This window comes from Candidatus Pelagibacter sp. HIMB1506, from assembly GCF_052047935.1.
Taxonomy (GTDB): Bacteria; Pseudomonadota; Alphaproteobacteria; order Pelagibacterales; family Pelagibacteraceae; genus Pelagibacter.
This window is the reverse complement of record NZ_JBNAIS010000001.1, coordinates 1-13,352: the sequence shown is the minus strand read 5'-3', so window position 1 is coordinate 13,352 and position 13,352 is coordinate 1. Positions and strand designations below refer to the sequence as shown.

Genomic DNA, 13,352 nt, shown 5'->3' with positions numbered 1-13,352 from the left:
CTTTCTTTATAGATTTATTAAATAATTGCACTAAAATAAATTTATGAAGCGTTTTCAAAAAAATATATCAGCAAAGTCTTTTTTTATAACTTACATAAATAAATTATCTAACATTTTAAAAAAAGAGCATTTTGATGAACTTGAAAAAATTTCAACCCATTTAGAAAAAGTAATAAAGAATAACAAAAATATTTTTGTATGTGGAAATGGAGGTTCAGCTTCAATATCAAATCATTTTTTATGTGACTTTAATAAAGGTATTAAATTTTCCTCAAAAAATAAACTTTTACCTAAAGTTATATCTCTTACAAATTCCATAGAATTGATAACAGCTATATCTAACGACTTAGGTTATGATAAAGTATTTGAAAATCAGCTAGAAAATTTTTCAAAAATTGGAGATACATTAGTAATCATAAGTTGTTCAGGAAAATCAAAAAATATTTTAAGAGTTATCAAGTTTGCTACCAAAAAAAAATTACAAATTATTTCTTTAATTGGATTTAATCAGAATAAATATATTAAAAAATATTCAAAATACTACATAAATCTAAATACAAAAAACTATGGTCTTACTGAGGATTTATTTCAATCAATAATGCACATGATATCTCAGTATATAAGGTTTAAAAATTCAAAAATATCATCTGAAATTCTCTAATAAAATTAAATGATAAATTTTTTAAAAAAAATAAGAAAATTTATTAAAGGATACACTATGACAAATGTTTTCAACTTGTTTGTTTCTAAAGATTTAAAAAAATATTGGATAAATGCTGATAAAAAAAATTTTGATAAAAATCTAATAATATCTATGAATAAATTTTTAGAAAGTGTAGATTATCAAAAAACTTCAACAAATCATAAATTTGCGATTATTAAAATTTTAAAAGTAATTGAAAAATATAATAATAAAGAAAGTGCAGATGATTTTCAATTTAATAACCCTAATTTTCATAGTGATTTTTCGGACTCAACTATATCTGAATTGATTAAAAACTTTGATAATAATCAAATATTTGGAGATTTATTCAAAATTTATCCCTCATTAAAATCAGAGCATTCAATTAAGTTGAACATATTAAATAATCTTATTTATAATAATATTAAAAATAAAAAAATTTTTTCATTAATAAATAATTTGAATGATAAAACTTTTATTGGAAATGATGAAATATATAACAATGTTGATGGTATTAAAATTACTCAAGAAAAACTTAGAACTTTAATTGAATATGAAAATATTGAGCAATTAATAAATTCAAAAGATAATAAAATTTTAGAAATTGGTTCTGGGAATGGCAGAATGTGCGAATGTATTTTTAGCTGTAATAATAAAGTTTCAAAATATATTTTGATTGATATTCCACCTGCTCTCCCATCGGCATATAAAAGGCTTAAGTTGTCTTTAAAAAATAAAAAGATATCATATGCAATTGATGTAACTGATAAAAATGATTTAGATAAAGTTATACAAAATAATGATATAGTTCTTTTATTTCCAAATCAAATTAACTTATTAAATCATAAATTTGATATTTTTTTAGCAATTGATTGCCTTCATGAAATGAAAAAAAGTACAATTAAAGAATATATGCATGTAGCTTCAAAAATTTCAAAAAAAATTTATTTCAAAGTTCATGAAGATGCTCATGTTCCATTTTCATTTGATAGACTTTCTGTACACAATAAGGATGACTATTCTATTAATCAAAATTGGAAACAAATTTTTAAGAAAAGATCTCTTTTTCCTTCAAATGATTATGAAATAGCTTATGAAACAAAATAATATTTTAAATACTAAATACAGTACTCATAAGAAAATGATTGTATATATCAATGGAAAATTTATTAAAAGTGAAGATGCTAAAATATCAATTTATGATCTTGGATTTACTAATGGTGAAATGATATATGATACATTTAGAACTTTTAATAAAAAGCCTTATCATGTTGATTTTCATTTAAAAAGGCTTTGGGAAACTTCAAGATACACAGGAATAAAAATCAATCTTACTAAAAAAAAAATAAAGTTAATTATAAAAAAAATTCTAAGTAATAACAAAAAATATATTGGTAAAAACGACGACTTGTGGTGTTTTATGAGATTTACTAGAAGCGGATCAAGTATTATTGAAATGAATAGAATTAAGTTTGAAAATTATTCAAAATATTACACTGATGGCTTACGATTACACACTTCTAAAATCAGAAGAACCCCAGAGATATGTGTAGACCCTAGAGGAAAAATTGCAGCAAATTATGTAAACTTATCTTTAGCAAGAGAAGAAGTTTGGAAATTTGACAGACAAGGTAATGCGATACTTTTAGATTTAGATAAAAATATTAATGAAGGATATGGCTTTAATATATTTTTTGTTAAAGGAAAAAAAATTTTTACTCCTAAGGATGAAAAAGTATTAAATGGAGTTGTGCGTCATTTTATAGAAATAATATCAAAAAAAAATAACCTTAAATTTATAAAAAAAAATATAAAGTTAAATGAAGCATATAAAGCAGATGAATGTTTTATTACAGCAACAGGTTGGGGAATTTGTCCAATTAGAAGCTTAGATAAAAAAAAATATTTCAAAAAAATTGATGAATACAAAGTTTTAAATCTTATTCAGAATGAATATAGCAAAATTGTTGGTTTAGATTTTGTCAAACAATATTTAAAATTTTGATTTATGGAAAAGGTTTTAATTGTAGGTTCAAACGGATATTTTGGTTCAGAATTAATTAAATTCTTAAAAACTAAGAACATTTATTGTGAGGGAACAGATATAAATTATTTTAAAAATTGTAATATTTTTAAGACAAAAAAAATTATTATTAGAGAATCATGTGCATCAAAATTAAGTGAAGATTACTTAAAAAAATTTACATCCATCATTGGTTTTGCTGGATATTCAAATAATCCAGTTTTTAAAAAAGAAGAAAAAAACTTCCATAAAAAAGAATTGATATATCTAAAAAGAATTGCAAAAATTTGCAAAAGATATTCGATTAAATTTATTTTTCCTTCAAGTTGTTCATTATATGGTGCATCAAAAACAAAAAAGCTCATTAATGAAAAAGGTGAATTAAATCCAATCACTCATTATTCAAAAAATAAAAAAGAAGTGGAAAAATATTTAATTAAAATTTCAAATGATAAATTTAGACCAATAATTATGAGATTTTCAACTTTATACGGTTTGTCACAAAAAATGAGATTTGACATTGTTATTAATATGTTTTGTGGTTCTGCTATATCAACAAAAAAAATTGAACTTAACTCTGATGGTAAAGTATACAGACCTTTTATAGAGATATCTGATGCTTGTAATGCCGTTTACAAAGTTATCAAAAGTAATAAAAAATTTAATAATCAAATTTTCAATATTGGTTCAAATGTAGATAACTTTAAAATTTTAAATGTAGCTAAAATGATCAAGAATAAAGTAAAAAATTCTAGAATAATTTTTCTTAAAAAAGAAAAAAAACTGGTATCAGATAACATTATAAAAAGAGGTAAAGACAAAAGAGATTACAAAGTTAATTTTTCAAGTTTTGAAAAAACATTTTCTTATAAAACAAAGTATAATTTAGATAAAGGAATTTCTAAACTTATAAGGGATTTAAAAAAGATTAAGTTAAACAAAAAAACGTTTAACTCTACAAAATTTTACAGACTTCAATATTTAGAGGATCTTTATAATAAAAAAATAATTGATAGAAAAATGAAATTCTTAATTTAGAATTAATCATTTCCAATAAAGGAGTTTTTTTTCTTTGAAAGTTTTAGAGTCAAATTTTTCACATCTTTTAATCCACTTTTTTAGAAGTGAATGATTTTCTTTTAAATTTGATAATTTAAATCCTGAATTTTTATAAAATATTGTCACTCTTTTTGTTAAATTCTTGTAAACATGAACTGTTGTAAATTTTTTTTTATTCAATAATGCATCAATTATCATTTTTCCTAATCCTTTTGATCTTGATTTTTTATCTATGTATAAAAATTGTAAATGATCCTGATTTCTTAATTTAATTATAACTGCTATTCCAATTATTTTATTTTTTAATTTAACTCTATAAAAATGGAAAAGTTTATTTTTAAAATGAACCCATGGTGTATTATTAAAATTTTTATTAAGCTTAAATTCTTTTTCTTTTATAGAATATAAAAATTCTCTCAATTTAAAATTTTTTTTTTTAATTTTTGAAATTTTTAATGCTTCCATTACGCAACCAATATAATAAATATATTGAATATATGACAGATAACCATTTAGATACATCATATAAATTTCACATTCAAACTCTTAGGGCTTTATCTGTTTTATTAGTATTCTTTTATCATTTAAAAATTGAGTTTTTTGAATATGGATACTTGGGTGTTGATATTTTTTTTGTAATTTCTGGATTTGTAATTACTCAATCAATTTACTCTAACTATTTAAAATATAAAAAAATTGATCTCAAGAACTTTTATTTCAAAAGATCAAAAAGAATTTTACCTAATCTAGTTTTTATACTTACTGTAACATATTTAATTTATCTCATTTTTGGGCCACCTGAGATATCTTTATGGAATGATTACTTATCAAGTTTATTTGGAATTTCTAATTTTTATTATCTCTTTTCTGATAAAGGATACTTCTACAATATTTTTGATAATCCATTTGCGCACTCTTGGTCACTTGGAGTTGAAGAACAATTTTATTTAATTTATCCTTTTATAATTTTTATTTTTTTTAAAATTTATAAAAATGAAAAATTATTTGAGTTATCTCTTATTGTTTTAATTTTAATATCTTTTTTTTTATCTTTTATATTATTTAAAAAGTATCCAGATATATCATTCTATTTTTCACCTTTAAGATTTTGGGAATTAGGAATTGGATGCTTGTTTTTTTTTATTAATAACAAAATATTTAAAAAACCTTACGTAGCAATATTCTTTTTAATTTTTTTAATGGTAATAATTTTCACTAATATTATTCAAAATATGATCCTAAAAAATCTTCTATCTGTTTTGACAGCTGGATTATTTATCACATCATACAAAAAGATTAAATTCTTAGAAAACTTTTTTTTTCAATACTTGGGAAAAATTTCTTATTCGTTTTATTTATGGCATTTACCAATTATTTTTTTTTTAAATATTTATCTATCAAATAATAATTTAATAATTTTTTTAAGTTTTATTTTGACCTTCTTTTTTTCAATTCTTACATTTAATTATGTAGAAAGTTTTTTTATTAATTCAAAAAAGATATATACTTCAAAAATAATTTTACCTTTAGTTTTAATTTTATCATTTTCATTTTCTTTTTTAATATATATCAAATATTTTGATCAAGAGTTGAAATATAAAGTAAGGAAAAAAATTTATGATCTAAATTTTTTAGAGAGAAATTATGATTGGAAATCAAAAGCAATTTTTCAAAACATTTTCATTGATGAAAATGAAATTCACAAACATTGTAACGAAAACTCAGATATTAATTATAGAAATGAAGCAAATTTAATTGTTAAATGTTTAAAGGAAAAAAATCGTAATTATTTATTTTTTATATCTGGAAATAGTCACACTGCTCAATATGTAAATACTTTTAATAATATAAAAGAAATAGAAAATTTATATTTTGAATCTACAAACAAAATAATGCCTCCAAAAAAAAAATTAAATATATTGAAAAAGTACTATAAAAAAATAATCTATGTTACAGACATCAATAATATTAATAAACTAAATTTAATTTTAGAATCTGACCTTATTAATTCAAAAAATATTGAATTTATATTTTTTAACTCCACTCCTTTTTTACATAATATTGAAAAACCATTATATTGTATTTCTAAACAAATTGATTGTTATTCAAGCAAGAAAATAGATTATAAAAAAAGAAATTTAAAAATTTTAAATTACAAACTATTTGGGTTAGAAGAAAAATATAAAAATATCCACATATTTGATAGTTACAATACTCTATGTCCTAAAGAAAAATGCTTGGTTTACAATAAAGCAATAAATAAGCTTATTTTCATGGATAAGACACATTTATCAGTAGACGGAAGTTATGTATTAGTTAAAAGCCTAAGATCTTTTTTAAATAAAAAAATTAATATAAAAGAACTATAATATGAAAAAAAATTTCAGAGATTTTCCTTTATTGGAAAGTAAAAACAAACATATAAGTTTATTTTATCCTCATATTTCAAAAGATTCTTACAATTCAATAAAAAAAGTTTTATCATCAAGATGGATTGGTCAAGGTCCTCTTGTGGATAAATTTGAGGAAAATTTCTCAAAAAAATTTTGCAATAATATGCCTACAGTTGCCGTTGGTTCAGGCACAGATGCCTTGCACTTAGCATATATTCTAGCAAATATTAAAGAAAACGATGAAGTTATTTGCCCTGTTTTTACATGTACTGCAACTAATATTCCTCTTCTTTATTTGAAGGCAAAAATAAAATTTGCTGATGTAGACTTGAATGATTTAAATATTTCTGTTGACCATGTTGAAAAACTTATAACTAAAAAAACAAAAGCTATAGTATTTGTAAATTACGGTGGTTTATTATGTAATTTAGAAAAACTTCAAAAAATTTCAAAAAAATATAAAATACCACTAATCCAAGATGCAGCTCAATCACTAGGTGCAAAATATAATGGTAAAAGTATTACAGAATTTGCTGATTTTACTATTTTTAGTTTTCAAGCTATTAAACACATCACGAGTGGAGACGGAGGAGCTTTAGTTTGTAAAAATAAAAATTTAGCAAAAAAAGCAAGAATTATAAGATGGTTCGGAATAGATAGGCCAAAAAAACAAGGGGGAACTTGGGAAAACGATATAGTTGATATTGGTTATAAATATCAAATGACTGACATTGGTGCGGCTCTACTCCTAGATTCAATGAAGGAGTTTAATTTTATAAAAAAAAGAAGAAATCAAATACATAATATATATGTAAAATTATTAAAAAATATTTCTGGACTATCTTGTTTAGCAAATAATAGTAAGAAAATAGATCCAGTAATATGGTTAACTACAATAATTTGTGATCGTAAAGATTTTTTACAAAAAAAATTGAGGAGTAAACTTATTGAAACTAATCAAGTCCATTTTAGAAACGATAGATACTCTATTTTTAAAAAGTTTTGTAAAGGCAAAAAGTTTCCAAATATGGATTTATTAGAAAATAAATATCTTGTAATACCTACACATACTAAAATGTCTGACAAAGATGCTATACTAGTAGCAAATAATATTAAAGATATATTGTCAAAAGCATAATTTAGATGTTTAATTTTTCTAGTAAGCCGATAGTTGCTTATGTAGCTTATGAACCTTTTGGAATTGAATATTTAAATAGATTTTTAGATAAATATAATCAATTTTCTAGTGGTTTAGATCATGATCTTCTAATTTGTTTTAAACAATTTAGAGATAAAAACCTAATTGAGGATTGGAAAAAAAAAATATCAAATCCTTTTATTGAATTTGATGACAGTAATCAACCAAATGATTTCGATATTGGAAGTTATATTAGAATAGCTAAAGCGTTTCCTGAAAGATACACTCTATTTTTAGATACTCACACAAGACCCAATTCAGATAATTGGCTTAAAATATTCGCAAATCATTACAAACCTAAGAGTATTCTAGGCGCCACTGCATCTTATTCAAGTTTATCAAGTCAGTTTTTAAATCTCTATTATAAACAACATACTATATTTCAACAAATTAGATGGGGATTGAATCATTTAATTAATGTTCAGCTTTTCCCAAATCCACATATTAGAACAACAGCATTTTTTATTTTAGCAAAAGATTTAGTAGATCTAAATTTTGATATTTCAGGTTTTACAAAGAAAATTGCAACAAACTACTTTGAAGGTGGAAGAAAAGGATTGTCAAACAAACTAAAAAAAAATGGTTTTGAGTTACTTTTAGTGAATTCGGATAATAATGTTTTTTCAGTTTCACAATGGCCAAAAAGTGAAACTTACTGTTTAGATAATCAAGATAAACTCTTATTTATTGACAATAGAACAGAGGAATATAAAAATTCTGATGAGCTAACAAAGAAAAAAATGGCTAAATTCACTTGGGGATGAATTTATTCTAATTCAATCCTATAATGTGATTTTTTATTTAAAAAAGAATTAATTGATCCTAAAAAGAATAGTTTGTAAATTTGTGTTTTTTTTTTATCTCTAATAACAAAAAATATGCAAAATTTTAAAAAATTTTTTACTGCAAATGGAATATTTAACATCAAAGAATAAAATACTCCAAAATGTTTTTTATAATAGTAATATCTTGACCAAGCATGGTGCCATGAAGCTTCACATTTCATTTGAAATGCAAATTTAGGGTCTGCGGATTTTCCCTCTAAATGCTGGGATTTAGCATTAAAGTCGATTAGAATTTTCTTTCCTTTCAAAAATATTCTTCTTTGGAAATCTCTTTCATCATATTCTAAAAAAAAATTTTCATCAAAAGCTCCAATCTCCTTAATTATATTTTTTTTTAATAAAAAAACATTACCATTTACCCAATCTACTTCCATTATATTAAACTCATTTTTTTGAAATTTTTTTTTTTTAAAAAAACCAAAAGCTGAAAATTGTTCTGTATTGTTTTTTAAATAAGTTACCGGTGTAATCATAACAGCATCTCTGTATTTATTTGCAGTCGAAATTAATTTATCAAAACAATCTTTTTCAGGAAAACTATCTGGATTAATTGATATTACATAATCAGATTTAACATTTTCTAAACCTCTATTTAAAGCATATCCAAAACCTGAGTCATAACCAATATTAATTGTTCTTAAATTTTCATATTTTAGTTTTAATCTTTTAGTTAATACTTCATTGTCAGAATTTTCTATTAATAATATTTGAAATTTTTTATCAATATTATCTAAACATTTCTCGATAATGTGATCACTTTTATATGTAACAATTATAATAGTAACACTTTTCTGATTATAATTTAAATCCATTATTAGATTAAATAATTATATTGATCATACCAACCAATTGTTTTGTCTACACTATTGTAGAAGTCAGAAAATTTATTAAAATTAATTTTTTTCAATATTTTTTTATTCTGTCCATGCGTTTTAAATGCTTCAATTTTATTATGTTTTTTATTTTTAATTTTCTCAAAATTTGTTTTTTTCATCAAATATTTTAAAAGTTCTTTAATATGAATTGGGCGATTACTACAAATATTATAAATTTCAAATTTTTTAAATTTTTTATTCATTAATTTTTCTAATATTTCGACAACATCATCAATATAAGTAAAATCTCTCCAATGATTACCTGAGTTATTTACAAAAAACGTCTTATTTTTTTTTGCATGATCTAAAAATTTTAGAATCAACATGTCTGGCCTACCCCACTGTCCAAAAACTGTGAAAAATCTCAAGCCTATATACTTAGTTTTCTCTCGATAATTTAAATTAACATATTCCTCATTCATTTTTTTACTTAGGCCATAAATATTTTTAGGGTATAATTTTACCTCTTCACTAACTGGAAAATTATTTTTATCTCCATAAACAGAACTCGACGATGCATAAAAAAATTTTAAAATAGGATATTTTTTTGAAACTTCTAGCAAATTGTGAAATCCATAAAAATTACTTTCAATAAATTTTTCAGGATGACTCGAAACATACCTTACCCCAGCCTGAGCCGCAAAATTAAAAATAATTTCAAACTTTCTTTTTTTAAATAATGTATCTAGTTTTTTTCTCTCAAGTAAATCTATTTTGTAAAACTTAAAATTTTTATAATTTTTCAATCTTAATAATCTTTTATTTTTTAATTTTCTTGAGTAAAAGTTATTTAAGTTATCAATACCTACAATATTATGTTTGTTCTCTGAATTTAATAATTTTAATGCAAATGAACTTCCAATAAAACCAGCACAACCTGTAATTAATATATTCATATATTTTTTTAACTTTAAGTGTTAATACAAATTAGTAATGTGTGGTTTTATAGGTTTTATTTCAGATATCAATAACAATCAAATTGAAAGTATTAATAAAAAATTTAATATTTATTTTAATAGGCTTAAAGAAAGAGGACCAGATTATTCAGAAATAAAAAAAATTAAATTCAAATCAAAAATAATACAAGTTGGTTTTGCGAGACTTTCTATTCAAGACCTCAACAAAGATTCAAACAAAATATTTTATGATAATGACAATTTAATTCTTTTTAATGGTGAAATTTATAACCATAATGAATTAAGAAAAAAATATCTAGCAGATCATAATTTTTCTACAAATACAGATACTGAAGTTTTGTTTAAATTGTTTCAAAAAAAAGGTGAGGGTATTTTAAACGAATTGGAGGGCATTTTTTCTTTTGTATATATAGATTTAAAAACTGAAAAGATTTTTATGGCCAGGGATTTTACTGGCACAAAGCCTCTTTATTTTAGTCAACAAAATAATAATTTATTTTTTTCTTCTGAAGCTTGGTTTTTATATAGTCTTTCAAATAAAGAACTGGACAAAATAAGTGTAAATTTTTTTTTAAATTTTGGATTTACTGAAGAAGAAAAAACACTTATTAAAAATGTAAATAAAATTAAACCCCGTTACATTTATACCTTTAATTTATATAATAGTAATCTTGATAAAAAATTATACTTTAACTTATCGAAGTCAAAATCCATAAAAATACCAGATAATAAAGTTAGTAAAGAATTATTAGAAAACACAGTAAAAAAGAATTTAATTACAGATACAAAAATAGGAACATTCTTATCTGGAGGAATAGATTCTACAACAGTTTCTCTAATTGCAAAAAAATATAATGAAAATATTGAAGCAATTACAACGTGTTTTTTACCAAAAGATAAATTTAAAAAATTTAACGTAGACTTTGAATTTTCAGAACAAATATCAAAAGATTATAATTTTAAACTACATGTTCATTATGTTAATAATGAGAAAGATTTGTATGAGGATTTTATTAAAGTTACAAACTACCTTGATGAACCTGTGTCAAATTTAAATTTCTTGAATACTTATTGGCAAACTAAACTAGCAAAAGAAAATAATATAAAAGTAGTACTAACAGGAGACGGTGCAGATGAAATTTTTTGTGGTTATGATAGATATAAATCAGCCTATTTCGCAAAAAAACTTAGCCTTTTAAGTTTTTTGTCTAAAAGAATCGATAAAATAAACAAGCTTAAATATAACGAAATTCCACTTTATTATTATTCTATTTTTAAAAATGGTGAGCATAAAGAAATATTTAAAAATATAAATGAAATTGATGATAATCTTTCAGATGAGATATATGATAATTTTTTCTCAGCTTACAAAATAGACTACATTAACTACTTTGATACAAAATATTGGCTTACTAATGAAAGTAATTATAAGTTAGATAAATGTAGCATGATTAATTCAGTTGAGGCAAGAGTTCCATTTCAAGATATAAATTTAATTAATAGATTCTTTTTTGTATCAAATAGCTTAAAATTTAGTAATAGAAATAGAAAATATTTACTTAAAGAAATGAATATTTTGCCAAAATATATTACCAAAAGGCCAAAAACTGGTTGGTTTTCTCCTGAAAAAATTTTTTTAGAAACTAATCTAAACAAAATTATTAAAGAATTTTTTGAAAAAAAAAAAATAGAAAGTCAAAATATTTTAAATTTTAATGAAACATTAGAATTTTTTAATAGATTTCCATCAGAAAATTGGAAAATAAAAAGGCAAACTTTAACGATAATATTATTTCAGATTTGGTATGATAATATTTTACAATTAGATTAAATGATAGTTATTGGGAATCCAGATAAAAATAATTCAAAACTTCGAAATCTAGTATCAAAGTTAGAAATCAATGAAAAGTATTTAAAATCATATTCAAATTTTAGAGAAGAAATAATCAGCAAGATTAATAAAGATATGGTTGTTCTAGATATTGGTAAATCTATGAGAAATGATTTTCAAAAAATAAACTGCAAAGGAATTAAGACTTTGGACATAAATGTTTTTAATGATTATCCAGATATTCAATTTGATTTATCAGAGCCAGTAGAGATAGAAAAAACTGAAATATACAATAAATTCGATGCTATTATTTGTCTTGCAGTTTTAGAACATGTGCACGACCCTTTTGTTGCTATTAAAAATATAAATAAAATGCTTAAAAGCAAAGGCTTATTATTTGGATATGTTCCTTTTTTATATCATTACCATGCGCCAGATGATCTACATTTTCAAGATTTTTATAGATATACTAAAGATGGACTATCTTATTTATTAAAGGATTTTAAAGAAATTGAGATATACCCAGTAAGGGGGAGACTGTCTTCATCTATGCATGTACTATTAGGATCCTTATGGAAAAAAACCTTTGAAAGGTTAAGATTTAATCAATTTATTGATGTAATTTTTTCAAAACATAAAAACGCAAAACAATCAGGTGGTTTTAATTTTATTGCCAAAAAATAAAAATGTATGAATCTATTAGAAAGATTTGATTGTCCATTTTGTGAAAAAAATAAATTTAAATCTATATATAAGAAAAATTATTCTAATATTAGATTATCAAATTTTATTCAAAAATATTATAAATCAGTCACACTTAATGAAATTCTTAAATCAAAATATTATAATTTATGTAAATGTTTAAATTGTGAGGGAATATTCCAAAAGTTTATTCCAAATAATGAATTGTCAAATTTTTTATATGATGAGATAATTTCCACAAATGAAAGTTACAACAAAAAATTAAATTTTATTGAAAATAATAAAAATAAACTTGAACAAGATTTTTTAATGATTTCAAATTTATTTAATGGAAAATTAAAAAATATTAAAATTCTTGAATTTGGTAGTGGTTGGGGATACTGGTCAAAATTCATGAAATCAAAATCTCTCAACGTAAGTACATGTGAATTTTCCAAAAAAAGACATCAATATTTAGTTAAAAATCATATCAGAAACTTTAGATTTCTAGAACAAATAAACGAGAAATTTGATTTTATCTATTCAGAGGAAGTTCTTGAGCATGTTGCATATCCATTAAAGAGTCTCAATCAATTAAATAAAATATTAAACATAAATGGTTATATGTTTCATAGATTTCCATCATCATTTTTATTCGAAACTAAACTTAATGAAAGATATATACCAAATAAAGACTGTGCTCATCCTTTAGAGCATATAAATATTATTAAGAAAAGAACATTTTATAAAATGTCTCAAAGTTTAAATTTAAATATTTGCAACTCATTAAAATTTCAAAATCAAAATTTTTTTACAAAACTAAAAATAATTAAAAATCAATTTATTTT

The 13,352-nt window shown here is 22.3% G+C and carries 13 protein-coding genes; 10 read left to right on the top strand and 3 right to left on the bottom strand.

Annotated features, from left to right (window positions below):
* Nucleotides 1–43: 43 nt before the first annotated feature.
* From ACTTA8_RS00065 to ACTTA8_RS00050, 4 genes are read left to right on the top strand one after another with little or no spacing between them, the layout of a single operon-like run.
* Complete coding sequence (locus ACTTA8_RS00065; protein ID WP_440653625.1) at nucleotides 44–661, top strand: SIS domain-containing protein; 618 nt, start codon at nucleotides 44–46, stop codon at nucleotides 659–661.
* A gap of 57 nt (nucleotides 662–718) precedes the next feature.
* On the top strand, nucleotides 719–1,789 hold the full coding sequence (locus ACTTA8_RS00060; RefSeq protein WP_440653623.1) for a putative sugar O-methyltransferase: 1,071 nt from the start codon (nucleotides 719–721) through the stop codon (nucleotides 1,787–1,789).
* Complete coding sequence (locus ACTTA8_RS00055) at nucleotides 1,776–2,687, top strand: aminotransferase class IV (protein ID WP_440653621.1); 912 nt, start codon at nucleotides 1,776–1,778, stop codon at nucleotides 2,685–2,687. Before ACTTA8_RS00060 ends, ACTTA8_RS00055 begins: the two co-directional genes overlap by 14 nt.
* A gap of 3 nt (nucleotides 2,688–2,690) precedes the next feature.
* Nucleotides 2,691–3,743 carry an SDR family oxidoreductase gene (locus tag ACTTA8_RS00050; protein WP_440653619.1) on the top strand — a complete coding sequence of 351 codons (1,053 nt, stop codon included), beginning with the start codon at nucleotides 2,691–2,693 and terminating at the stop codon, nucleotides 3,741–3,743.
* A gap of 6 nt (nucleotides 3,744–3,749) precedes the next feature.
* Here ACTTA8_RS00050 and ACTTA8_RS00045 read toward each other — a convergent pair whose 3' ends face one another.
* Nucleotides 3,750–4,229 carry a GNAT family N-acetyltransferase gene (locus ACTTA8_RS00045; RefSeq protein ID WP_440653618.1) on the bottom strand — a complete coding sequence of 160 codons (480 nt, stop codon included), beginning with the start codon at nucleotides 4,227–4,229 and terminating at the stop codon, nucleotides 3,750–3,752.
* On the opposite strand from ACTTA8_RS00045, the gene ACTTA8_RS00040 reads away from it, so the two are divergent.
* From ACTTA8_RS00040 to ACTTA8_RS00030, 3 genes are read left to right on the top strand one after another with little or no spacing between them, the layout of a single operon-like run.
* Nucleotides 4,220–6,133 (top strand): acyltransferase family protein, encoded by a 1,914-nt coding sequence (locus ACTTA8_RS00040; protein WP_440653617.1) that lies wholly within the window; start codon nucleotides 4,220–4,222, stop codon nucleotides 6,131–6,133. The two genes, ACTTA8_RS00045 and ACTTA8_RS00040, sit on opposite strands and share 10 nt — an antisense overlap.
* Nucleotide 6,134: 1 nt before the next feature.
* On the top strand, nucleotides 6,135–7,295 hold the full coding sequence (locus ACTTA8_RS00035) for a DegT/DnrJ/EryC1/StrS family aminotransferase (protein WP_440653616.1): 1,161 nt from the start codon (nucleotides 6,135–6,137) through the stop codon (nucleotides 7,293–7,295).
* Nucleotides 7,296–7,300: 5 nt separating this feature from the next.
* Nucleotides 7,301–8,119 (top strand): hypothetical protein, encoded by an 819-nt coding sequence (locus tag ACTTA8_RS00030; RefSeq protein WP_440653615.1) that lies wholly within the window; start codon nucleotides 7,301–7,303, stop codon nucleotides 8,117–8,119.
* A gap of 2 nt (nucleotides 8,120–8,121) precedes the next feature.
* Here the strand turns inward: ACTTA8_RS00030 and ACTTA8_RS00025 are convergent, their stop codons facing one another.
* On the bottom strand, nucleotides 8,122–9,012 hold the full coding sequence (locus ACTTA8_RS00025; protein WP_440653613.1) for a glycosyltransferase family 2 protein: 891 nt from the start codon (nucleotides 9,010–9,012) through the stop codon (nucleotides 8,122–8,124).
* A 2-nt stretch (nucleotides 9,013–9,014) separates the two neighbouring features.
* A complete protein-coding gene (locus ACTTA8_RS00020; RefSeq protein WP_440653612.1) occupies nucleotides 9,015–9,971 on the bottom strand; it encodes an NAD-dependent epimerase/dehydratase family protein in 957 nt (318 codons plus the stop codon).
* Nucleotides 9,972–10,008: 37 nt separating this feature from the next.
* Between ACTTA8_RS00020 and asnB the strand changes: the two genes are divergently transcribed.
* From asnB to ACTTA8_RS00005, 3 genes are all read left to right on the top strand, one after another.
* Nucleotides 10,009–11,823: an asparagine synthase (glutamine-hydrolyzing) gene (asnB, locus tag ACTTA8_RS00015; RefSeq protein ID WP_440653610.1), complete on the top strand. Its 1,815-nt coding sequence runs from the start codon at nucleotides 10,009–10,011 to the stop codon at nucleotides 11,821–11,823.
* On the top strand, nucleotides 11,824–12,507 hold the full coding sequence (locus tag ACTTA8_RS00010) for a class I SAM-dependent methyltransferase (RefSeq protein ID WP_440653608.1): 684 nt from the start codon (nucleotides 11,824–11,826) through the stop codon (nucleotides 12,505–12,507). It begins immediately after the preceding gene.
* Nucleotides 12,508–12,513: 6 nt separating this feature from the next.
* Nucleotides 12,514–13,352, top strand: an 839-nt coding sequence (locus tag ACTTA8_RS00005; RefSeq protein ID WP_440653607.1) for a class I SAM-dependent methyltransferase, incomplete at its 3' end; no start/stop codon positions are given.

What these genes read in the sequence shown, in the direction of transcription:
- ACTTA8_RS00065 (WP_440653625.1), top strand. Translation starts at nt 44, where the DNA reads ATGAAGCGTTTTCAAAAAAATATATCAGCAAAGTCTTTTTTTATAACT.
- ACTTA8_RS00060 (WP_440653623.1), top strand. Translation starts at nt 719, where the DNA reads ATGACAAATGTTTTCAACTTGTTTGTTTCTAAAGATTTAAAAAAATAT.
- ACTTA8_RS00055 (WP_440653621.1), top strand. Translation starts at nt 1,776, where the DNA reads ATGAAACAAAATAATATTTTAAATACTAAATACAGTACTCATAAGAAA.
- ACTTA8_RS00050 (WP_440653619.1), top strand. Translation starts at nt 2,691, where the DNA reads ATGGAAAAGGTTTTAATTGTAGGTTCAAACGGATATTTTGGTTCAGAA.
- ACTTA8_RS00040 (WP_440653617.1), top strand. Translation starts at nt 4,220, where the DNA reads ATGCTTCCATTACGCAACCAATATAATAAATATATTGAATATATGACA.
- ACTTA8_RS00045 (WP_440653618.1), bottom strand. Translation starts at nt 4,229, where the DNA reads ATGGAAGCATTAAAAATTTCAAAAATTAAAAAAAAAAATTTTAAATTG.
- ACTTA8_RS00035 (WP_440653616.1), top strand. Translation starts at nt 6,135, where the DNA reads ATGAAAAAAAATTTCAGAGATTTTCCTTTATTGGAAAGTAAAAACAAA.
- ACTTA8_RS00030 (WP_440653615.1), top strand. Translation starts at nt 7,301, where the DNA reads ATGTTTAATTTTTCTAGTAAGCCGATAGTTGCTTATGTAGCTTATGAA.
- ACTTA8_RS00025 (WP_440653613.1), bottom strand. Translation starts at nt 9,012, where the DNA reads ATGGATTTAAATTATAATCAGAAAAGTGTTACTATTATAATTGTTACA.
- ACTTA8_RS00020 (WP_440653612.1), bottom strand. Translation starts at nt 9,971, where the DNA reads ATGAATATATTAATTACAGGTTGTGCTGGTTTTATTGGAAGTTCATTT.
- asnB (WP_440653610.1), top strand. Translation starts at nt 10,009, where the DNA reads ATGTGTGGTTTTATAGGTTTTATTTCAGATATCAATAACAATCAAATT.
- ACTTA8_RS00010 (WP_440653608.1), top strand. Translation starts at nt 11,824, where the DNA reads ATGATAGTTATTGGGAATCCAGATAAAAATAATTCAAAACTTCGAAAT.